We start from the raw sequence: 20,075 nt of genomic DNA, 5'->3' as shown, positions 1-20,075 counted from the left end.
CGAAGACTCACCCTTCGATGTTTGGATGTCATCATGCGCCACACTGCTCGCTCGCTCACCTTCGCCGCCACTGTCGCGGTCAGTGTTCTGGCGCTGGCCTCGTGTGCTGGCAGCACGGCATCCGACACCGCCACAACCACGGTCGAATCGGCGGCGCCGGCCGAAACGGCGGAGTCATCTGGCGAGCTGCAGGAGTTCACTGCCGATGTCTGGGCCGATAACTGGTTTGAGATGTATGTGAATGGTGAGCTCGTTGGCGAAGACTCGGTTCCGATCACCACTGAGCGTTCCTTCAACAAGGAGACGTTCACCTTCACGGCAAGCTATCCGTTGACTATCGCGATTGAGGCGAAAGACTTCAAGGAGACCGACTCCGGTATCGAGTACATCGGTCTCGCTAATCAGCAGATGGGCGACGGTGGTCTGATTGCCCAAGTGACGGATGCTTCTGGCAACGTTATTACCGCGACTGACGGTTCCTGGGAGTCGCTCGTCATCCAGCGTGCTCCGCTCGACACCAGCTGTGAGAACGCCGCTGATCCTGACACTGCGTGCACCTTTGAGGTGACGGATGTCGCAGACGACTGGTTCGCGACTGACTTCGATTCCAGCTCCTGGACCTCCGCGGGTGTTTTCAGCGCAGCCGAGGTCAGCCCCAAGGATGGCTATAACGAGGTCTCGTGGGATTCCTCAGCAGAACTCATCTGGGGAACAAGCCTCACTCAAGACAACACGATCCTCTTCCGCCAGACGGTGGATGCGCCGTAGGCCTTAGCCTCTACTCAGGACTTCACGAGGGAGAGGCGCTCATGAACAGACGCATCATCGGGCTCGCACTTGTTGCGCTGCAATTTGTGCTGATCGCTGCGTTGGTGCTTCTGCCGTGGACTGACCCGCTGTGGCACAGAGACGCAATCGCTTTCAGCGTCGCCGGCGTGCTCGCGCTCGCCGGAGCCATCATCGCAGTTTTGGGGGTGCGCGGGCTCGGGCGTTCCCTCACCGCCAATCCGGTGCCGCTCGCGAACTCAGAGTTGGTCACGGACGGCCTGTACGGCTGGGTTCGCCATCCGATCTATAGCGGCCTCTTGGTCGGTTCCCTCGGCATCGCGTTGGCCGGTGCATCCTGGTGGCACCTAGGAACATGGCTGGCGCTCGTGGTGCTGCTCATGATCAAAGCGCGCTGGGAGGAACGCATGCTCGTCGAACGCTACGTCGACTACGCGGATTACGCGCTGCGTGTCGGCCGTTTCATCCCCGGTGTCGGACGCATTGGTTGAACCCGATGTGCCATTGATCCGGGAAGCTCGACAGGTGCGGAAGCATGCCGCGATTCACGCGACGCGAATGGCTGCGCGCAACGGCGAGCTACGCGGGAAGGAGCGGCGGGCAAAAAAATGACCCTCGCCCGGTAGAAGCCCGGGAAAGGGTCAAGTGGCTCCGACGGGCGTCGATCCCGTGACCTCACGATTTTCAGTCGTGCGCTCTACCAACTGAGCTACAGAGCCGTAAGAGTTTCCTCCTACGCGCAAGAGTTGCCCCTTGCTACAGAAAAAGCCCCTCCTTGCGAAGAGGCTTTCTGTTTTGCGACCCTGACCGGACTTGAACCGGCGACCTCCGCCGTGACAGGGCGGCGCGCTAACCAACTGCGCTACAGGGCCAAGCTATTAAATTCTGTGTGTGTCTGGTGACCCCAACGGGATTCGAACCCGTGCTGCCGCCGTGAAAGGGCGGTGTCCTAGGCCACTAAACGATGGGGCCTCGAAGTCACAGAACTTCTTAGCTACCGAGGGAAAAGCATACGGTGCGTTTCGTGATTTACCAAACTGAGAAGCAAACTATTTTGTATCTCGCGAAACGCTTTTTCCCAACAGGCTTAAATGTACCTGACTCTGAGGCGTTCAGATACTACGTTCATTAAATGGTTGAGACTTTTGGGCCAGGTCTCGTTAGCGCGGGTGCACTTTCCCCGTGTGGCTACGGGCTCTCAACCAACGACCGATAACGCTGAGGGGAATCATGAAGGTCAAGCATGCGAGTCGGGGAACCACGGCAACGCGAGCGTTTCGCTCGATAGCGTTCCGCGCCGTTGGTTTTACTGCCGCGCTGAGCCTCATTGTCGGCGTGAGCGTCGTTGCCGACACGAGCCAGGCTGCCTTCGCCGATGACTACCCCACCTGGAGCGATGTCACCGAGGCCCGCGATGATGAAGCCGCAACCAAAAAAGTTGTAGAGCGCATCAAGGCGGCACTCGTTCAGCTCGAGGCTGACGCTGCAGCCGCCCAGAAAGATGCCGAAGAAAAGGGCAACATCTGGCAAGAGGCCGATACGAAGTACCAGGCCAAGGCAACCCAGACCGCAACCTTGCAAGAGCAAGCGGATGCCGCAAGCGCCGAAGCTGACGAAGCTGAGACGCGCATCGGTGAGCTTGCGTCGCGGCTCGTGCGTGCCGGTGGTGGCGACGTGACCACTAGCCTTTTGGCCAATTCACAGGACGCGGATGCGCTGCTCTACAACCTGGGGATGTCATCGAAGATCTCGCAGCAGACATCCGCTCTATTTGAGCGTGCCGTTCAGGCTCGCAACACAGCGCAGTCGCTGACCGACGCTGCTGAGGTTGCTCGCGCTGAGCTTGAGATCCTCAAGATCGCTGCTGAAGAGGCTTTTGCTGAGGCTCAAGCCGCCGCTCAGGCCGCCGAGGAAGCTCTCGCCGAGCAGCAGGAGCGCAAGATTGAGTTTGACGCTCAGCTCGCCGCGCTGACTTCTGCTCGCAAGGCAACTGAAGATAGCTATCTAGAGGGCGTGCGTGAGCGCGAAGCTGCTCGCGCGGCTGCAGAAGCTGCGGCCCAAGTTCCGAACTTGGACGCGGGTGAAATCAGCCTGAGTGGTTGGGCTCGCCCCGCCGGTGGATACATCACGTCGGTGTATGGCTACAGCTCGAATTACGGGTCCAACTTCCATAAGGGAACTGATATCGGTGCTGCGTGCGGTGCTGGCATTTACGCGGCGTCGAGCGGAACCGTTGTCTATGCCGGTTATGGCTGGAATGGCGGGTACGGAAACTACATCATCATTGAGCACGCTGGTGGATTGCGCACCGCGTATGGCCACATCGTCGACGGCGGCATTAAGGTTTCTTCTGGGCAGAGTGTGGCCGTCGGAACGAAGATCGCCAGCGTGGGCTCGACCGGAAACTCCACCGGATGCCACCTTCACTTTGAGGTGCGCCCCAACGGCTGGGATACGACGAACCCGGTGCCGTTCATGGCCGGGCAAGGCATCCAACTCGGCTAAAGCTTCAGAACGCGCTCCCGCTGAGGAAAACCTTGCGCAGCGTGCATTCAACAAAAGGTTGAGACTTTTGGGTCGCATGTTGTTAGTGTGGTCAATGTTATTCGTGTGACTAATGGCCATTAGTCGGCGCTCAACGATGTTTAGGGGAACAGTTGAAGGACATGCATGCGAGTCGGGGGACCGCAGCAAAGCGTACGCTTCGCTCACAATTTTTTCGGGTAATCAGTTTCGCCGCGGCGCTCAGCCTCGTTGTCGGTGTCAGCGTTGTTGCGGGAAGCAGCCAGGCTGCTTTCGCCGATGACTACCCCACGTGGAGCGAAGTCACTGAAGCCCGCAACAACGAAGCGGCGACTCAAAAGGTAGTCGACCGCATCAAGGCCGCACTGATTGAGCTCGAAGCTCAAGCCGTCGCGACTCAAAAGGATGCCGAAGAAAAAGGCAACATTTGGCAAGAGGCCGACACGAAGTACCAGGCGAAGGCCGCACAGACCGAAACTCTGCAAGAGCAAGCGGATGACGCAAGCGCCGAAGCCGATGACGCTGAGAAGCGCATCGGTGAGCTTGCTGCGCGGCTCGTGCGTGCCGGTGGCGGAGACGTCACCACGAACCTCCTCGCCAACTCGCAGGACGCAGACGCGCTGCTCTACAACCTGGGGATGTCGTCGAAGATCTCGCAGCAGACATCCGCTCTGTTTGATCGTGCCGTTCAAGCTCGTAACACGGCGCAGTCGCTGAGCGATGCTGCCGAAGTGGCTCGCGCCGAACTCGAAGTTCTGAAGATCGCCGCCGAGAAAGCGTTTGAGGAAGCTCAAGCTGCAGCAGCTGCAGCGGAAACCGCCGTAGCTGAGCAGCAGGAACGCAAGGCTGAGTTCGACGCCCAGCTTGCTGCGCTCACTGCCGAGCGCGTAGTAACCGAAGCCGATTACCAGGCTGGCGTGAAGAAGCGCGAAGCAGAACGCATCGCCGCCGAGAAGGCCGCTGCTGCCAAGGCTGCCGCTGCCGCCGCGGCCGCTGCTGCAGCAGCCGCTCAGAGCGGTGGCTCTACCGGTGGTGCAAGTTCAGGTTCAGGCTCCTCGAGTGCCAACGGCTGGACTAAGCCCGCCTATGGCTACATCACGTCGGTGTACGGCTACAGCTCGAACTACGGTTCCAGCTTCCACAAGGGAACTGACATTGGCGCTGGCTGTGGCTCACCGATCTACGCCGCATCAAGCGGGACTGTCGTCTATGCCGGTTATGGCTGGAATGGCGGCTACGGCAACTACATCATCATCGAACACTCCGGTGGAGTGCGCACCGCCTACGGTCACATTGTTGCCGGCGGCATCAACGTCTCGTACGGTCAGAGCGTGACTGTCGGAACCAGAATTGCCAGCGTGGGCTCGACCGGAAACTCCACCGGTTGCCACCTCCACTTCGAAGTTCGGCCCAATGGCTGGGACACCACGAATCCTGTGTCGTTCATGTCGGGCAAGGGCGTCAGCCTCGGCTAAAGTCTGAGCACACGCGTGAGGCAACGAGGTCTCTCGCAGAGGGAGCACGCCATGCACTCAGTCGCCGGACTCGTTGTTGTGATTACGGGCGCTGCCCGCGGAATGGGCGAGATCTATGCTCAGCGCGCTGTCGCTGAGGGTGCTGCGAACGTAGTGCTGCTCGACGTCGATGCCACGGCTCTGGATGTCGCAGCTGCCGCTCTGAGCGCTGCGGGCGGTTCCGTCAGCAGTTACGTTGTCGATCTCTCGTCACGCACCGCAATCGAGTCCGTCGCCGACCGTATCCGCACCGAAGTGGGAACCCCACACGTGCTCATCAACAACGCGGGCATCGTGCGCAGTGGCTACTTTTGGGAGCACGACGCTGTTCGCGATATCGAAGCGACCATGCAGATCAATACGCTCGCGGCGATGTACCTCTCGCGCGAGCTGCTCCCGGCGATGATCGCGGGTGGAGAGCCAAGCCGCATCCTGAACATTGCTTCGGCGGCGGGCACTCTCTCGAATCCGAATATGAGTGTCTACGCGGCATCCAAGTGGGCCATGATCGGCTGGAGCGATTCGCTGCGGCTCGAACTGACGAAGGCGGGCCACGCGCAGATTGCGGTGACCACCTTTGCGCCCAGCTACATCAGCACTGGGATGTTTGCCGGAGCCCGGGGCCCGCTGTGGACCCCGATCATGACTCCCGAGATCGCGACTTCGGCAGCGTGGTCGGCGATGCTCCGCGGCAAACCGCTGCTGATGAAGCCGTGGACGGTGGGGCTCGCTCGTGGCCTCAAAGGGCTGCTGCCGACGCGCGCCTGGGATTTCGTGGCCGGCCGAGTCTTCAAGGTCTACAACTCGATGGACGAGTTCACTGGGCGTTGAGCGAGCCGGGCGCTGAGCCGCTTCGCTTCGTTAAACGCCGATGGCGGATGCCTGAGCATCCGCCATCGAGGTGATGCGCGCGATACGTGAGCACCGTGCGCCAGAAGTGTTGGGTGCTGCTTAGTGGCCTTCGGCCTTGAGCTTCTCGAAGCCAGCCTGAACGATCGCGTCAGCTTCTGCTGCGTCGCCCCAACCGTCGATCTTGACCCACTTGCCGGGCTCGAGGTCTTTGTAGTGCTCGAAGAAGTGCTCGATCTCTTTGCGCGTGAACTCAGGAACATCGTTCAGGTCTTGAACGTGCGACCAGCGCGGGTCCTTGGCTTGAACGCAGATGACCTTGGAGTCGATGCCGCCGTCGTCGCTCATGTTGAGCACGGCGACCGGGCGAACCGAGATGCCAACACCGGGGAAGGTGGGGGCGTCGAGCAGAATCAGGGCGTCTACGGGGTCACCGTCGAGTCCGAGAGTGTTCTCGAAGAAGCCATAGTCGGTGGGGTACGCGAAGGTCGTGAACAGGTAACGGTCAAGAAAAACGCGACCAGTTACGTGGTCAACTTCGTACTTGTTCCGGCTTCCGCGCGGAATCTCAACGACAACGTCGTATGCGGCCATCTAGGTGCTCCTAAGAAAAATGTGGGGTTGCTGCAATAACGTTACTGGATGCACTCCGACAGGCGCCCCCGTCTTACTCCCGCAATTGCTGATGTTCGGCGTGCAGTGCGCACTGCGCTTGCCTCATTGCCCTCAACTTCTGGTTCAGAACCGCTCGTGCTTGTCGCCCTCAGCGGTGGTCCCGACTCTCTCGCGCTGGCGGCGGCGACGGCCTTTGAAGCGTCCAAGGCCGGCGTGCGAGCCGGTGCCGTGATCGTCAATCACAACCTCCAAGACGGGTCTGCGGATGTCGCCGCCGCCGCCGCGCAACAGGCTCGCGACCTCGGGCTCGACCCCGTCGACATCCGCTCGGTTCTCGTCGGTGACGCCGGAGGCCCCGAGTCTGCCGCCCGTGACGCGCGCTACGCGGCGCTCGCCGCCGCCGCCGCCGAGCATGGCGCCATCCGAGTGCTGCTCGGCCACACCCTCGACGACCAGGCCGAGACAGTGCTGCTGGGGCTCGCCCGCGGCAGCGGAGCGGGCAGCCTCAAGGGCATGGCAGCCGACACCGGCCAGTACCTGCGGCCGCTACTGGCAGTGCCGCGAACCACGACCGTTCAGTGCTGCGAAGACTCCGGAATCGTGGCGTGGAGTGACCCGCACAACCTCGATACCTCGTACACGCGAGTGCGGGTTCGGCAGACTGTTTTGCCGCTACTGGAAAGCGAACTGGGGCCCGGCATCCGTGACGCTCTCGTGCGCACCGCCGACCAAGCGCGCGAAGATGCCGAGGCGCTCGATCATTTTGCCGAAGAAATCGCAGAAGATTTGGCCGAGATTTCGGAGGCAGGAATCTCGTTGCCGGTGCGTGCGCTTGCGGCGAATCCGGCCGCTCTTCGCCAGCGTTTGATTAGGTTGGCGGTGGCCAGCGAGTTCCATGTCTCGCTCAGTCGCACCCACACTCTTCAGATCGCGCGCCTCGTCACCGACTGGAGCGGGCAGGGACCGATCGACGTTCCCGGCGTTAGGGTTGAACGACGAGAGAACCTTCTCCACTTTTCGGCCCACAGTGAGGAACGCGATGCAGTTTAGCGATGTCGAAGGAGACCTCAGCGAGGTCCTTCTGACCCAGGAAGAGATCCACGAGAAGATCGCCGTGATGGCGCGTCAGATCGAGGCCGATTATGCCGGTGAGAAGCTGCTGCTGGTCGGTGTGCTGCGCGGTGCCGTCATGGTGATGGCTGACCTCGCTCGCGAACTTGCTCTTCCCATCGAGATGGATTGGATGGCCGTCTCCTCGTATGGCGCCGGCACGCAGTCCTCGGGTGTCGTTCGCATCCTCAAAGACCTCGACAGCGACCTTGAGGGCCGCAAGGTGCTCATCGTTGAAGACATCATCGACTCGGGCCTCACGCTCTCCTGGTTGCTCGGCAACCTGCGCAGCCGCGGAGCTGCATCAGTCGAGATCTGCACCCTGCTGCGTAAGCCGGATGCCGCCAAGGTCGAAGTGGACGTCAAGTACGTCGGTTTCGATATCCCCAACGCTTTCGTCGTGGGCTATGGCCTCGACTACGCGGAGAAGTACCGCAACCTGCGCGGCGTCGCGGTGCTCGCACCCCACGTCTACGCCTAGGGCTCGCTGAATGAGGGCGAAGGCAGCAATCGATCAGGCGACCGACGAAATTGTTGGTCTGTTTGAGAATCGGGTAGCAGAGCAGAAGGCACCAGCGTCGTTCTTCGCGGTGTTCGGGCCCGATGGCATCGTGCTGGAGGGCGGCTACGGCGAGAAGGTTCTTGGCGAGGGCAACGCTCCCGATCGCGACACGGTGTTCCGCATCGCGTCCTGCACCAAGAGCTTCACGTGCACGATGCTCTTGATGCTGCGCGATCGTGGCCAGCTCAGCCTCGATGCGCCGATCACTGACTTCGTTCCGGCGTTCACGGCTCTCGAGCCGGCGGCTGCTCCCGTGACGCCCAGCATCCGGCAGCTCATGACGATGTCGGCCGGGTTCCCCACCGATAACCCGTGGGGTGACCGCGTAGAAGAAATGACGCGGGCCGAACTCGACGAGTTCATGGCGGCGGGCATCCGTTATTCAAGCCTGCCCGGTACTCGCTTTGAGTACTCGAACCTCGGCTACGCCCTGCTCGGTGAAGTCATCGCTGAGATCACGGGCCGCCCCTACATCGAGGCGATCGCCGCTGAAGTTCTCGAACCGCTCGGCCTTACCTCGACCCGCTTCGAGGAAGATCCGGATGCCGATGTCGCCCTCGGCTACCGGCTCGCGAATGGGCAGTGGCAGGTTCAGCCGTTCACGGGCCCCGGAGTCTTTTCTTCCATGGGTGGTCTATTTTCTAGCGCGACTGACCTGGTGCGCTGGTCACTGTGGCTCGCTGGTGCCCTCGACCCCGAGGACACTTCAGGCGGACCCCTGTCTGCCGCCAGCCGTCGCGAATTGCAGCAGATTCAGCGGGTTGTGCCCGAGGGCAAGTCGAAGGTCGCCGAGTTCTCGGAGCCGACCGCTCACGGTTATGGTTACGGCCTGTTCATCGATGAAGGCACGACGAAGATCGTGTCGCACTCGGGCGGCTACCCCGGCGTGAGCGCCCACATGCGCTGGCATGCTCCGACAGGGCTCGGCATTGTGGCGTTCGAGAATGGCACGTTTGCGGCATCCTCGATCCCGGCAACTCAGGCTTTGCAGGCTGCGTTGAATGCGTATGGCGAGCTGACGACTCCGGCGCCAGCGTGGCCCGAAACTCTCGAAGCTCGCGCCGTCTTCGATGGGCTCATTCGCGAGTGGGATACCCCGACCGCGAATGCGCTTGCGGCAGTGAACCTCGCGCTCGATGTTCCGTGGGAAGAGCGTATTGCCGGCATCGCGAAAGCGATTGCCGAAGTGGGCCCGCTCACGGAAGCGCCGCTGACCGAGGTGCCGCGCACCCTGAGCGACACTCCTGCCGTGGCCAACTGGACAATCGATGGCGAACGCGGTCGCATCAAGTGCCACATCTTGATGAGCCCCGAACTGCCACCCCGCGTGCAAACCTTCGCAGTCACCACCGAAACCGACTAACCGCCGAGACCTTGCGCGGACCGCATTACGCCGAGGGCAAACATGCAGTGGTCTTGCAGCGCGATAACGGTAACCTTGCAGCACGTTTCTTCAGAGAGAGGCACTGGGTCGCCCGACCCGGAACATCATGGATTTTAAGCGCATCTTCCGCGGCCCCATTCCGTACATCATCATCGGTATCGCCGCCGTCTCCATCGCCGCGAGCCTTCTCCTCGGCGAGGGCTACAAAGAGATCACCACGCAAGAGGGTCTCGACCTTCTTCAGGGTTCGACGGTGTCCTCCGCCACGATCATCGACGGCGAGCAGCGCGTCGACCTCGAGCTTTCCAAAGCCGACGGCGACAACGGCACGAAGGTGCAGTTCTACTACGTAGCGCCCCGTGGCACCGAGATTGTCTCGGCGATCAACGGTGCTGACGTCTCCGAATTCAACGACCAAGTTCCTCAAGAGAACTTCTTCGTCTCCTTCCTCTCGATCATGCTGCCGTTCCTCATCATCGGCATCATCTTCTTCTTCATCTTCAGCCGCATGCAGGGTGGCGGCGGCAAGGTCATGCAGTTCGGCAAGTCGAAGGCCAAGCTCGTCGGTAAAGACACCCCGCAGGCCACTTTTGCGGATGTCGCTGGTGCTGACGAGGCCATCGAAGAGCTCGAAGAAATCAAAGACTTCCTGAAGGAACCGGCCAAGTTCTTGGCTGTTGGTGCACGCATCCCGAAGGGCGTACTGCTGTACGGCCCTCCCGGAACCGGAAAGACTCTCTTGGCGAAGGCCACCGCGGGTGAAGCTGGCGTACCGTTCTACACAATCTCTGGTTCTGACTTCGTTGAAATGTTCGTGGGTGTCGGTGCAAGCCGTGTTCGCGACCTCTTCGAGCAGGCCAAGCAGAATGCTCCCGCAATCATCTTCATCGACGAGATCGATGCTGTCGGTCGTCACCGTGGTGCCGGAATCGGTGGCGGCAACGATGAGCGCGAGCAGACTCTCAACCAGTTGCTGGTCGAGATGGATGGCTTCGATGTGAACGCCAACGTGATCCTCATCGCTGCAACGAACCGTCCGGACGTTCTCGACCCCGCGCTTCTGCGCCCCGGTCGTTTCGACCGTCAGATCGGTGTGGATGCTCCCGACAAGATCGGCCGCAAACAGATTCTCGAAGTGCACGCCAAGGGCAAGCCCATGGCCGAGGGCGTTGACCTCGAAGTGCTCGCTCGCAAGACGCCAGGCTTCACCGGTGCTGACCTCGCGAACGTGCTCAACGAAGCAGCCTTGCTGACCGCGCGCTCCAACGCGCAGCTCATCGACAACCGTGCCCTCGACGAGGCGGTTGACCGTGTCATGGCTGGTCCGCAGCGTCGTTCGCGACTCATGAACGACAAAGAGAAGCTCGTCACGGCATACCACGAGGGTGGTCACGCGGTGGCTGCCGCCTCGATGCGCAACACTGACCCCGTCACGAAGATCACCATTCTTCCTCGCGGTCGTGCCCTCGGTTACACGATGGTCATGCCGCTCGAAGACAAGTACTCCGTCTCGCGTAACGAGTTGCTCGATCAGCTCGCCTACGCGATGGGTGGCCGGGTTGCGGAAGAAATCGTGTTTCACGACCCGACGACCGGTGCATCCAACGACATTGAGAAGGCCACGTCAATTGCTCGCCGCATGGTCACCGAATACGGCATGAGTGCCCGAGTCGGTTCCGTGAAGCTGGGCAGTGCATCGAGTGAACCCTTCATGGGTCGCGACATGAGTTCGAGCCGCGAATACTCCGACGAGCTCGCCAAGATCATTGACGAAGAAGTTCGCCTGCTGATCGAGAAAGCTCACGACGAGGCATGGCAGATGCTCAACGAGAACCGCAAGGTGCTCGACAAGATCGCGCTTGAGCTGATGGAGAAAGAGACTCTCGACCACGTCGAGCTCGACAAGATCTTCAAGGGAATCGCCAAGCTACCCGAGCGCCCCCAGTGGCTCTCGAGTGACGCGCGTCCGGTGTCGCAGTTGCCTCCCATCAAGGTCCCCAAGAAGAAGGTGGCGAAGGCTGACGCTAGCGACAGCGACGAAAGCACCCCCTCGAAGCCGGCACGCACCCCACGGCCACGTAAGTCGCCCGGGGTAGCAACGGCCTAGGGACACCATGTCGATCGACCTCGCACGCATTGAAGCTGCGGTAGCCGAGATTTTGGCTGCAGTCGGCGAAGACCCTGCCCGGGCAGGCCTCACCGCCACCCCGAGAAGGGTCGCCGAGGCGTACTCCGAGTTCTTTGCGGGCAACGCGATCGACCCTCTTGTGCACCTTTCCGACAGCATCGAGTTCACCGCCAAGGCAGATCAGACCGGCGAGTTGGTGCTCGTGCGCGACATCGAGTTCCGGTCGATGTGTGAACACCACTTGTTGCCGTTTCTGGGCGTCGCGCATGTCGCCTACGTTCCGGATGAACGCATCATCGGGTTGGGCAATATTGCCCGGGTCGTGGAGACCATTGCCGCGCGTGCCCAACTGCAAGAGCGATTAACCGAAGAGATCACTGACGCGATCAACGAGGGCTTGTCGCCGCGGGGTGTGCTCGTCGTGATCGACGCTGTTCACGGTTGTGTGTCCGCTCGCGGACCACGCCAAACGGCAAGTTCCACGGTCACGTTGGCCTCTCGCGGTGTGCTCAGCGATCCCGTGGAGCGCGCAGAAGTGATGGCGCTCATCGGCCGAGGTGGCGATGCGTAGAAACCCTCGCGTGGCGGTTCCCCAAGTTATGGGCATCCTGAATGTCACGCCAGATTCTTTTAGCGACGGCGGCCAGTTCGAACACGTTGACGCCGCAATCGCGCGTGGCATCGAACTGCGCAATCAGGGCGCTGATGTCGTCGATGTCGGCGGCGAATCGACTCGCCCCGGTGCCGAACGGGTGTCGGCCGCGGCGGAACAGCAGCGCGTAATCCCGGTGATCAAGGCCCTCACGGCTGAAGGCGTGACCGTGAGCGTTGACACCATGAATGCCGAGACTGCACTGGCCGCGGCGAAGGCGGGAGCATCCATCATCAACGATGTTTCTGGTGGGCTTGCCGACCCGGAAATGTACCGCACGGTCGCCGAAACGGATCTGCTTTATATCGCGATGCACTGGCGGGGGCACAGCACCACGATGGGGCAACTCGCGCACTACGACGATGTCGTCGCGGATGTGCGCAGCGAGCTAAAAGCTCGACTGGCCGAGATGATGGTGTGGGGAGTGAAGCCCACTCGGGTCGTGCTCGATCCGGGTCTCGGTTTCGCGAAAGACGCGCGCCACAACTGGGCGCTGTTAGCGCGCATCGACGAGATTGCTTCGCTCGGGCATCCGGTGCTCATCGGGGCATCACGCAAGCGCTTTCTCGCCAAAATGCTCCCCGCCGATGCGCCACCGGCCGACCGCGATCTTGCTACCGCGGTAATCAGCAACGTTGCCGCCGAAGCGGGGATGTGGGCCGTGCGCGTGCACGATGTCCCGTCAACGCAGGTGGCTCTTTCCGTCTATCGAGCGATGCAGAAGGGCAAGAAACGATGAATCCCGCACTGGACGAAATCACTCTCACCGGCTTGCGCGCCACCGCCTTCCACGGCGTCTTCGACCACGAGCGTCGCGACGGCCAAGTTTTCGTGATCGACGCGACCGTGTATCTCGACTTCGCGGCTGCTGCGCGCACCGACGACCTTGACCGCACGATTCACTACGGTGTTTTGGCCGAAGAGATCGTGGCCGCCGTCGAGAGCAATCCCGTTGATCTCATCGAGACGGTTGCCGAACGCATTGCCGCTGTGGTGCTCGCGCATGAGGCCGCAGTGAGCACCAAGATCACGCTGCATAAACCAGAAGCGCCCATCACGGTGCCGTTCACTGATGTCTCGGTCACGATCACGCGCCAGCGTGCAGCTCGCGCCCAGACCGCTGGCTTTAGCGCAGAACCGCAGCCACTGCGATGATGCGCCAGCAACGACTCCACGTCGAGTTGCCGGTGATGCTTGCCATTGGCAGCAATCTGGGCGACCGCGAAACTACTCTGCGCGACGCGGTGCACGCCATCAACCGCATCGACGGTGTGACAGTGGATGCCGCCTCCAGCATTGTGCAGACGCCGGCTCTGAAACTCTCCGGCGTCGACCACTCTGCGCCCGCGTATCTCAATGCGGTGGTGTTAGCGCGCAGTTCGCTGGAGCCCCACGCCCTCCTCGCCGAACTGCAGCGCGTCGAAGCCGAGCATGGCCGTGTGCGCGAGGAACGCTGGGGCGACCGCACGCTCGATATCGACATCATTTCTTTCGCGCACCTACAGGTGGATGACGAACTGTTGACGATTCCGCATCCGCGGGCCGCCGAACGATCGTTCGTGCTTGTGCCGCTGCTGCAGCTCGACCCGCACGCACAGCTCGCCGGAATCGGAAGCGCGGCAGACGCCCTCGCGGGCATCGAGAACGACGCCACCGAGTTTGAGGCAGCGCCCCTGTGGTAGCCCGCACGTCACCCGTGCACTTGGCGACGATAGCCGCGGCGGGAGCAGTCGTCGGCTGGTTGCTCGAAGTCGTGCTCACGGCATCCGGAAATCCGATTGTGACTCCCTCGGTCGCGTTGGCGGTGTCGCTCTTCTTGATCGCCGTGATCGTGGTCGTTCTGGCAGTACCGATCTACCGCTCATCACGCGGACTGCGCAAGGAACGCGTGAATCCCTTCTTTGCACTGCGTGTTGTCGTGCTCGCGAAAGCATCAGCGTTCGCTGGGGCTCTGCTCGGGGGAACCGCCCTCGGCATCGCGGCCTACCTGCTGAGTCGCACCGTTTCTCCCGAAACTGGCGCCATCGCCACGAGCTTTGTCGTTTCGGCTGGCGCGATAGTGTTGCTGATCGCAGGATTGGTTGCCGAATATTTGTGCACTATCCCGCCAGATGATGACGACCCGTCATCGCGGAACCCGATGGACCCCCAAGGAGCAGCGTGACCGAGCGACTCGATCTCCCCGGCGCCGAGTGGCGCGGCGTCTCCCGCAAGTACACGATCGTCGAAGCGGTCGGGCTGCTGATTACGGGCATCGTGCTGACCGTCGCCACCTCGATCCCCACCTTCCTGACCGGGATTCAGTGGCTTGCCGTGATTCCCGTTTCCCTTGGCATCATTTTCATCATCAACATCGCGCTTACACCGCGACGCGTGCGGGCAATCGGGTACATGCTGCGCGAAGATGACCTGGTCTTTCGGCGCGGACTGATGTTCCGCCGCGTGGTTGCCGTGCCCTATGGCCGCATGCAGCTCGTCGACATCAACCGCGGACCCCTCGATCGCGCCGTCGGCCTCAGCGAACTCAAGTTCGTGACGGCAGCGGCATCCACCGGGGTTGTCATCCCCGGCCTGCCCGAGCAGGACGCTGAGGAGTTGAGAGACACGCTCGTCGCCCTGGCCGAAAGCCGCAGGGCCGGACTGTGAGCGACCCGCGCGAACCCCTCGAACCCGGCGAGCCCGGCGTCCCGCTGGAGCCCGGCGAACCGCTCGACCCCGTCGAGCTGAACGTGCCCGAGAGCGCACGTCGCCTCGCCGATGGTGAGTGGCATCGCCTGCACCCGGCCACTCCGTTCTTGCGCGGCGGTATCGCCTTCGTGGCCATTATCGGTGTCATCGTCGTGAACGCTCGCGATGTCTTTCTCGACGTTATTTTTGGTGGCGGCAGCCGTGAGCTGCGGTTCTTTGAACGTTTTGCCGAGTCCAGCCTCCTCGTTTTGGCCATCCTCGCCGTGGTCGTCATCTTGCTTCTGAGCGTTGGTGGCTTCTATCTGTCGTGGCGGATGCACACCTTCCGCATCACCGATGAGCTCGTCGAGGTGCGCAGCGGAATCCTCTTCCGCACCAACCGTCGCGGTCGACTCGACCGCATCCAGGGCATCAATATTTCGCGGCCGTTCTTGGCACGCCTCTTCGGCGCCGCCAAACTCGAAGTGAATGTGGCCGGTCAAGACGCGAACGTTGAGTTGGCCTATCTCGGCTCTACTGGTGCCGATGATTTGCGCGTCGCCATCTTGCAGCTCGCGTCGGGCACGCGCGCGGCCGAAGCTGCTGCCGATGCAGCCGCACAAGCCCCGGCCGGTGGGACGGGTGTGGTGGAGTCACGCGTCAACGAATTCTTGGCCCCAGAACTTGACCCCAACGCGGCCCCGCCCGAGTCGATTGTGCGCATCAGCATCCCGCGGCTCATCGGATCGCTCGTGCTCAGCGAAGCGACCATCATCGCGATTCTGGTGGGCATCGGCATCATCACGACGATCATCGTCACGGGTGACTACGGCTGGATCTTTGCTCTCCTGCCCGGGCTGCTCGGCCTCGGTGGCTATTTGGCATCGAGACTCACGCGGTCGCTTCGCTACTCGATTGCAGCAACGGATGACGGCATCCGGGTCGGTTATGGCTTGCTCTCGACAACCAACGAGACACTTCCGCCCGGCCGCATCCACGCTGTTGAGGTTTCGCAGCCACTGTTGTGGCGCCCTGCCGGATGGTGGGAAATCAAGATCAACACCGCCTCGCAAGCGGCAAGCTCCAGCGGCGCAACCGCGAAAACCACACTGCTCCCGGTCGGAGATATGGCCGACGTGCACCGCGTGCTTCAACTCATCCTGCCGAGCCTCGCTGACGCCAAGTCGCGGGAACTGCTCGAGTGCGGCCTAGCCGCTGGAGCCCACGACGACGACTACGTCACCTCGCCCAAGCGGGCGGCGTGGTTGCGTTGGTTCTCGTGGCGCCGCAACGGTTTCGTGCTGATTTCGGATGCCGTAGCGCTGCGCAAGGGAGCCATCTGGCGTTCCCTCGTGCTTGTGCCGCAAGCCCGCATGCAGAGCGTCAGCATGAATGAGGGTCCGCTGCTGCGCCGTATGGGGCTCGCCGAGTTGCGGATTCACACGGTCGCTGGGCCGATTTCTGCCACCATCGGTGCGCTCGACCGCGACGATGTTGTGCGCTTCTTCGATGAGGTTGAGCACGCAGCAGTGCATGCCGCCGGAGTGGACACGAGTCACCGCTGGCGCAGTGCTGGCCAGAGTACCGAGTCCCCGGCGCCAACGACCCCTGAGGAACAGTCGTAATGGCGCAGGCAGCGGGCCGGCTCGGAATCGGCATCATTGGCGCGGGCAAAGTCGGCCCCATTCTTGGCGCAGCGCTCGCGGGCGCTGGCCACGCGATTGTGGGCATCGCCGCGACGTCTGAGCGCAATCTTGAGCGCGCTAGCGCGATCCTTCCCGATGTTCCGGTGCTCGACATCCCCACTCTCGTGGAACGCAGCGAGCTCGTGATTCTGGCGATTCCTGAGGCCGAAATTGAGTCCTTCGCGAAGGGTCTCGCCGATGCGGGAGTGTGGCAGCCGGGGCAGCTTGTGCTGCACACCGCGCCCGGGCTGGGCTATCAGGCCTTGGCGTCGGTGCTGGCAGTGGGCGCGATTCCCTTGGCGCTGCATCCGGCCATGGTCTTTACGGGCACCAGCCTCGATCTCACACGCTTGCACGAAGCGTATTGCGCTGTCAGTGCGCCAACCCCGGTATTGCCGATTGCGCAAGCGCTTGTCGTGGAGATGGGTGCGGAGCCGATTGTGATCGCTGAAAACGAGCGTGCGTCGTGGGCAGAAGCGGTGAGCACCGCCACCAGCTTCTCAGCAGCGATCGTCGGCCAATCCTTAGATTTGCTCGGCAGTGTTGGGGTGGATGACCCCGCTCGCGTCTTAGGGCCGCTGCTGCGTTCCTCGGTCGAGAGTGCGCTCACACGCGCAACTGCGACTAGCATCGATGTTTCCTTGCTCGACCCCGAGCCGAGGCCCCGTTCACAGGAGGACCCCTCGTGAGTTCACACCCCCGCCCGCAAGTTATTGAGACCGTCGCCGGAATGCGCGACGTAGTAGCGCACGAGCGTGCCGCCGGCCGCAGCATTGCTCTAACGCCGACGTTGGGTGCCCTCCACCAGGGTCATCTCGCACACGTTGAGCGTGCCGCAGAGCTCGCTGACGTGCGCATTGTGTCGATCTTTGTGAACCCCACCCAGTTCGGTGCCGACGAAGATCTCGACAAGTATCCGCGCACCATGGACGCAGACCTCGACCTGCTCGGCGAACTGGGGGTGCCCTATGTCTTCGCCCCCAGCGTGGAGGAGATGTACCCGAAGGGGCCGTCTGCTCCCACTACGACCATTTCTGCCGGCCAGATCGGCGCGATGTTTGAGGGCAAGAGCCGTGCCGGCCACTTCGATGGAGTGCTCACGGTGGTCGCCAAGCTGCTCGCCATTACGACTCCCCAGTTCGTGACCTTCGGCCAGAAGGATGCCCAGCAGCTCTTTCTCGTTCGCCGCATGATCACCGACCTGAACATCCCGGTTCAGTTGGAAATTATTGAAACTGTGCGCGAAGAAGATGGCCTCGCGCTGTCGAGCCGTAACCAGTTCTTGGATGCCAGCCAGCGCCACGCAGCCGTCATTCTGTCGACGGCGTTGAAGGCTGCAAGCTCGGCCGCCGATAGCGGCCTCGATGCGGTCATCGCTGCAGCGCAGGGAGCTCTCATGGGGGAGTCGGGGGTCGAACTCGACTACTTCACGATTGTCGACACTGAGACCTTCATGCCGGTGCCCGATGGCTACCGTGGCCCGGCAATCGCACTCATCGCAGCGCGCGTGGGAGACACCCGCTTGATCGACAACTGGACCCTCTACGTCGGCTAGTTTTCGCCTGCAATTTGGGGCGCTACAGCGTGGCGTTATCCCGGCTACGATTGAGGGCGTGAATGACGCCGCTAACACTCCAGACCCTACCGAGGCCGAAGTTTCTGAACAGAAAGCTGTTCGGTTAGAGAAGCGTCAGCGACTCATCGATTCGGGCACCGAGGCATACCCGGTCGGCGTCGCTATCACCACGAGCATTCCTGCGGTTCGCGAGAAGTATCCGTCGCTTGAAGCGGATGACACCACGGGCGATGTTGTCGGCCTTGCTGGTCGCATCGTGCACCTCCGCAACACGGGCAAGCTGTGCTTCGCGTCGCTGCAGTCCGGCGACGGCCAGCGCATCCAGGTCATGGTTTCTCTCGGTGAGGTGGGCGACGAATCGCTCGCTCTGTGGAAAGAACTCGTTGACCTCGGTGACCACCTTTTCGTGAGCGGCGAGATCATTTCCAGCCGTCGCGGTGAGCTGTCGGTCATGGTGAAGGACTGGAAGATCGCCGCCAAGGCCGTCTTGCCTCTACCGAACCTCCACAAAGACTTGAGCGACGAACAGCGCGTTCGTAGCCGCTACCTTGACCTCATCGTGCGCGAACAGGCCCGCTTCACGGTGCGTGCCCGCGCCAAGGTCAACTCGAGCCTGCGCGCAACGTTCGCCGCGCACGACTACCTCGAAGTCGAAACGCCGATGCTGCAGACGATGCACGGTGGGGCATCCGCTCGTCCGTTCATCACGAACTCGAACGCGTTCGACACCGATCTCTACCTGCGCATTGCGCCGGAACTGTTCTTGAAGCGTGCCGTCGTCGGTGGCATTGAGCGCGTGTTTGAGATCAACCGCAACTTCCGCAACGAGGGTGCAGACTCCACGCACTCGCCCGAGTTCGCGATGGTCGAGGCGTACCAGGCCTACGGTGACTACAACCAGATGGCCGACCTCACGCAGGAGCTCGTTCAGAACTCTGCCGTTGCCGTCACCGGTTCCACGCTCGTTACGCTCTCCGATGGCACCGAGTATGACCTCGGCGGAGATTGGGCGCGCATCTCCATGTACGACTCCCTCAACGAGGCAGCCGGGCTCAGCATTACCCCGCAGACGCCTGCCGCCGAGCTGAAGGTGCTGGCGGATGCCGTCGACATCGAGGTCACGCAGCCCACCCACGGCAAGTACGTTGAAGAGCTGTGGGAGCACTACGTGAAGCCGGGCCTCGACCGCCCCACGTTCGTCATGGACTTCCCCGTCGACACGAGCCCGCTCGTGCGCGACCACCGCACCATCGAGGGCGTTGTGGAGAAGTGGGACCTCTACATTCGTGGGTTCGAGCTGGCCACCGGCTACTCCGAACTCGTCGACCCGGTTATCCAGCGTGAACGCTTCGTTGAGCAAGCACTCTTGGCTAGCCAGGGCGACGTCGAAGCGATGCGTCTCGACGAAGACTTCATCCGCGCGCTCGAGCACGGCATGCCGCCGAGCGGTGGAATCGGTGTTGGCGTCGACCGTTTGCTGATGGCCATCACTGGCCTCGGCATCCGCGAAACCATCCTCTTTCCGTTGGTTAAGTAAGTACGGCAATGACTGATCGTGTTCCCGGCGAGACTTCGGACGCGGCGGAGACTCCGGACGCTTCTGCGACGCCGAAGAAATCGACGATCACCCCGATGCGCATTGCGCTGTGGGTGCTCGTGGCGGGCGCAGGGATCTTCATGGTGCTTACCGGCCTCGTTGGCGTACTCGTAAAGGCTCAGTAGTGGATCGCAAATCTTCCCGGCTCATCATGACTGTGACTCTCGTGGGACTTGTGGTTCTCATCGCTATTGTCACCTTCATGAACGGTTAGGCTAGAAACGTGCCTCAAGAATTCTGGTCGAACGCTCTCTTCTCCGTCATCCCGACGATTGCTATTGGCGCCATTTTCTGGATCGTCATGTCGGCCATTATTCGTTCTGACCGCACCGAACGTGACAGCTACGCCAAGATCGAAGCTGAAGAGCGCGCCAAAGTAGCCGCTCAGGCCACCACAACCCCTTCGGCGTAAACCTCAACGACTCCG

General features: G+C 61.8%; 22 protein-coding genes and 3 tRNA genes. 21 read left to right on the top strand and 4 right to left on the bottom strand.

Going from position 1 to position 20,075, the window contains the following annotated elements:
• Positions 1 to 33 precede the first annotated feature (33 nt).
• Positions 34 to 768 carry a hypothetical protein gene (locus I6E52_RS06860; RefSeq protein ID WP_197155675.1) on the top strand — a complete coding sequence of 245 codons (735 nt, stop codon included), beginning with the start codon at positions 34 to 36 and terminating at the stop codon, positions 766 to 768.
• A 41-nt stretch (positions 769 to 809) separates the two neighbouring features.
• Entirely contained in the window at positions 810 to 1,277 is a 468-nt protein-coding gene (locus I6E52_RS06855; RefSeq protein ID WP_197155674.1) for an isoprenylcysteine carboxylmethyltransferase family protein, read from the top strand.
• Between the two features lie 155 nt (positions 1,278 to 1,432).
• Here the strand turns inward: I6E52_RS06855 and I6E52_RS06850 are convergent.
• The 3 genes from I6E52_RS06850 to I6E52_RS06840 all read right to left on the bottom strand — a co-directional run bounded on the left by I6E52_RS06850 (position 1,433) and on the right by I6E52_RS06840 (position 1,758).
• Positions 1,433 to 1,505, bottom strand: a tRNA-Phe gene (locus I6E52_RS06850).
• A 79-nt stretch (positions 1,506 to 1,584) separates the two neighbouring features.
• Positions 1,585 to 1,658: transfer RNA gene (locus I6E52_RS06845), tRNA-Asp, on the bottom strand.
• Between the two features lie 24 nt (positions 1,659 to 1,682).
• A tRNA-Glu gene (locus I6E52_RS06840) sits at positions 1,683 to 1,758 on the bottom strand.
• 258 nt (positions 1,759 to 2,016) lie between these two features.
• Between I6E52_RS06840 and I6E52_RS06835 the strand changes: the two genes are divergently transcribed.
• From I6E52_RS06835 to I6E52_RS06825, 3 genes are all read left to right on the top strand, one after another.
• Positions 2,017 to 3,291, top strand: coding sequence for a M23 family metallopeptidase (locus tag I6E52_RS06835; protein ID WP_197155673.1), 1,275 nt, complete (start codon positions 2,017 to 2,019; stop codon positions 3,289 to 3,291).
• Between the two features lie 161 nt (positions 3,292 to 3,452).
• Complete coding sequence (locus tag I6E52_RS06830; protein WP_231601786.1) at positions 3,453 to 4,784, top strand: M23 family metallopeptidase; 1,332 nt, start codon at positions 3,453 to 3,455, stop codon at positions 4,782 to 4,784.
• 51 nt (positions 4,785 to 4,835) lie between these two features.
• Entirely contained in the window at positions 4,836 to 5,654 is an 819-nt protein-coding gene (locus I6E52_RS06825; protein WP_197155670.1) for an SDR family NAD(P)-dependent oxidoreductase, read from the top strand.
• Positions 5,655 to 5,774: 120 nt separating this feature from the next.
• On the opposite strand, the gene I6E52_RS06820 is transcribed toward I6E52_RS06825, so the two are convergent.
• On the bottom strand, positions 5,775 to 6,266 hold the full coding sequence (locus I6E52_RS06820; RefSeq protein ID WP_197155669.1) for an inorganic diphosphatase: 492 nt from the start codon (positions 6,264 to 6,266) through the stop codon (positions 5,775 to 5,777).
• 48 nt (positions 6,267 to 6,314) lie between these two features.
• Here I6E52_RS06820 and tilS point away from each other — a divergent pair, with 48 nt between their 5' ends.
• From tilS to I6E52_RS06740, 16 genes are all read left to right on the top strand, one after another.
• The gene (gene tilS / locus I6E52_RS06815) at positions 6,315 to 7,337 is read left to right on the top strand and encodes a tRNA lysidine(34) synthetase TilS (RefSeq protein WP_197155668.1); all 1,023 of its coding nucleotides are present in this window, start codon (positions 6,315 to 6,317) and stop codon (positions 7,335 to 7,337) included.
• Positions 7,327 to 7,878, top strand: a complete 552-nt coding sequence (gene hpt / locus I6E52_RS06810) for a hypoxanthine phosphoribosyltransferase (RefSeq protein WP_197155666.1) — start codon at positions 7,327 to 7,329, stop codon at positions 7,876 to 7,878. Before tilS ends, hpt begins: the two co-directional genes overlap by 11 nt.
• 10 nt (positions 7,879 to 7,888) lie before the next feature.
• The gene (locus tag I6E52_RS06805; protein ID WP_197155665.1) at positions 7,889 to 9,322 is read left to right on the top strand and encodes a serine hydrolase; all 1,434 of its coding nucleotides are present in this window, start codon (positions 7,889 to 7,891) and stop codon (positions 9,320 to 9,322) included.
• A gap of 127 nt (positions 9,323 to 9,449) precedes the next feature.
• On the top strand, positions 9,450 to 11,450 hold the full coding sequence (ftsH, locus tag I6E52_RS06800; RefSeq protein WP_197155664.1) for an ATP-dependent zinc metalloprotease FtsH: 2,001 nt from the start codon (positions 9,450 to 9,452) through the stop codon (positions 11,448 to 11,450).
• A gap of 7 nt (positions 11,451 to 11,457) precedes the next feature.
• Positions 11,458 to 12,042 (top strand): GTP cyclohydrolase I FolE, encoded by a 585-nt coding sequence (gene folE / locus I6E52_RS06795; protein ID WP_197122878.1) that lies wholly within the window; start codon positions 11,458 to 11,460, stop codon positions 12,040 to 12,042.
• Between the two features lie 10 nt (positions 12,043 to 12,052).
• Positions 12,053 to 12,862 carry a dihydropteroate synthase gene (gene folP, locus I6E52_RS06790; RefSeq protein ID WP_307842427.1) on the top strand — a complete coding sequence of 270 codons (810 nt, stop codon included), beginning with the start codon at positions 12,053 to 12,055 and terminating at the stop codon, positions 12,860 to 12,862.
• Entirely contained in the window at positions 12,859 to 13,278 is a 420-nt protein-coding gene (gene folB, locus I6E52_RS06785) for a dihydroneopterin aldolase (protein ID WP_231601109.1), read from the top strand. Before folP ends, folB begins: the two co-directional genes overlap by 4 nt.
• Positions 13,275 to 13,805, top strand: a complete 531-nt coding sequence (folK, locus tag I6E52_RS06780; protein WP_197155663.1) for a 2-amino-4-hydroxy-6-hydroxymethyldihydropteridine diphosphokinase — start codon at positions 13,275 to 13,277, stop codon at positions 13,803 to 13,805. Before folB ends, folK begins: the two co-directional genes overlap by 4 nt.
• Positions 13,799 to 14,287 carry a DUF3180 domain-containing protein gene (locus tag I6E52_RS06775; RefSeq protein WP_197155662.1) on the top strand — a complete coding sequence of 163 codons (489 nt, stop codon included), beginning with the start codon at positions 13,799 to 13,801 and terminating at the stop codon, positions 14,285 to 14,287. The genes folK and I6E52_RS06775 overlap by 7 nt, the downstream gene beginning before the upstream one ends.
• Positions 14,284 to 14,769: a PH domain-containing protein gene (locus I6E52_RS06770; RefSeq protein ID WP_197155660.1), complete on the top strand. Its 486-nt coding sequence runs from the start codon at positions 14,284 to 14,286 to the stop codon at positions 14,767 to 14,769. The genes I6E52_RS06775 and I6E52_RS06770 overlap by 4 nt, the downstream gene beginning before the upstream one ends.
• Positions 14,766 to 16,415, top strand: a complete 1,650-nt coding sequence (locus tag I6E52_RS06765) for a PH domain-containing protein (protein WP_197155659.1) — start codon at positions 14,766 to 14,768, stop codon at positions 16,413 to 16,415. Before I6E52_RS06770 ends, I6E52_RS06765 begins: the two co-directional genes overlap by 4 nt.
• The gene (locus tag I6E52_RS06760) at positions 16,415 to 17,164 is read left to right on the top strand and encodes a Rossmann-like and DUF2520 domain-containing protein (RefSeq protein WP_197155657.1); all 750 of its coding nucleotides are present in this window, start codon (positions 16,415 to 16,417) and stop codon (positions 17,162 to 17,164) included. Before I6E52_RS06765 ends, I6E52_RS06760 begins: the two co-directional genes overlap by 1 nt.
• The gene (gene panC / locus I6E52_RS06755; RefSeq protein ID WP_197122886.1) at positions 17,161 to 18,030 is read left to right on the top strand and encodes a pantoate--beta-alanine ligase; all 870 of its coding nucleotides are present in this window, start codon (positions 17,161 to 17,163) and stop codon (positions 18,028 to 18,030) included. The genes I6E52_RS06760 and panC overlap by 4 nt, the downstream gene beginning before the upstream one ends.
• 58 nt (positions 18,031 to 18,088) lie before the next feature.
• Positions 18,089 to 19,588, top strand: a complete 1,500-nt coding sequence (gene lysS / locus I6E52_RS06750) for a lysine--tRNA ligase (RefSeq protein WP_197155656.1) — start codon at positions 18,089 to 18,091, stop codon at positions 19,586 to 19,588.
• An 8-nt stretch (positions 19,589 to 19,596) separates the two neighbouring features.
• Complete coding sequence (locus I6E52_RS06745) at positions 19,597 to 19,773, top strand: hypothetical protein (RefSeq protein WP_197155655.1); 177 nt, start codon at positions 19,597 to 19,599, stop codon at positions 19,771 to 19,773.
• Positions 19,774 to 19,871: 98 nt separating this feature from the next.
• The gene (locus I6E52_RS06740) at positions 19,872 to 20,060 is read left to right on the top strand and encodes a hypothetical protein (RefSeq protein WP_197155654.1); all 189 of its coding nucleotides are present in this window, start codon (positions 19,872 to 19,874) and stop codon (positions 20,058 to 20,060) included.
• The last annotated feature ends 15 nt before the right edge of the window (positions 20,061 to 20,075 follow it).

The sequence above is a fragment of the Salinibacterium sp. NG253 genome (assembly GCF_015864945.1).
Classification (GTDB): domain Bacteria; phylum Actinomycetota; class Actinomycetes; order Actinomycetales; family Microbacteriaceae; genus Rhodoglobus.
This window is presented reverse-complemented; position numbering and strand designations above follow the sequence as displayed.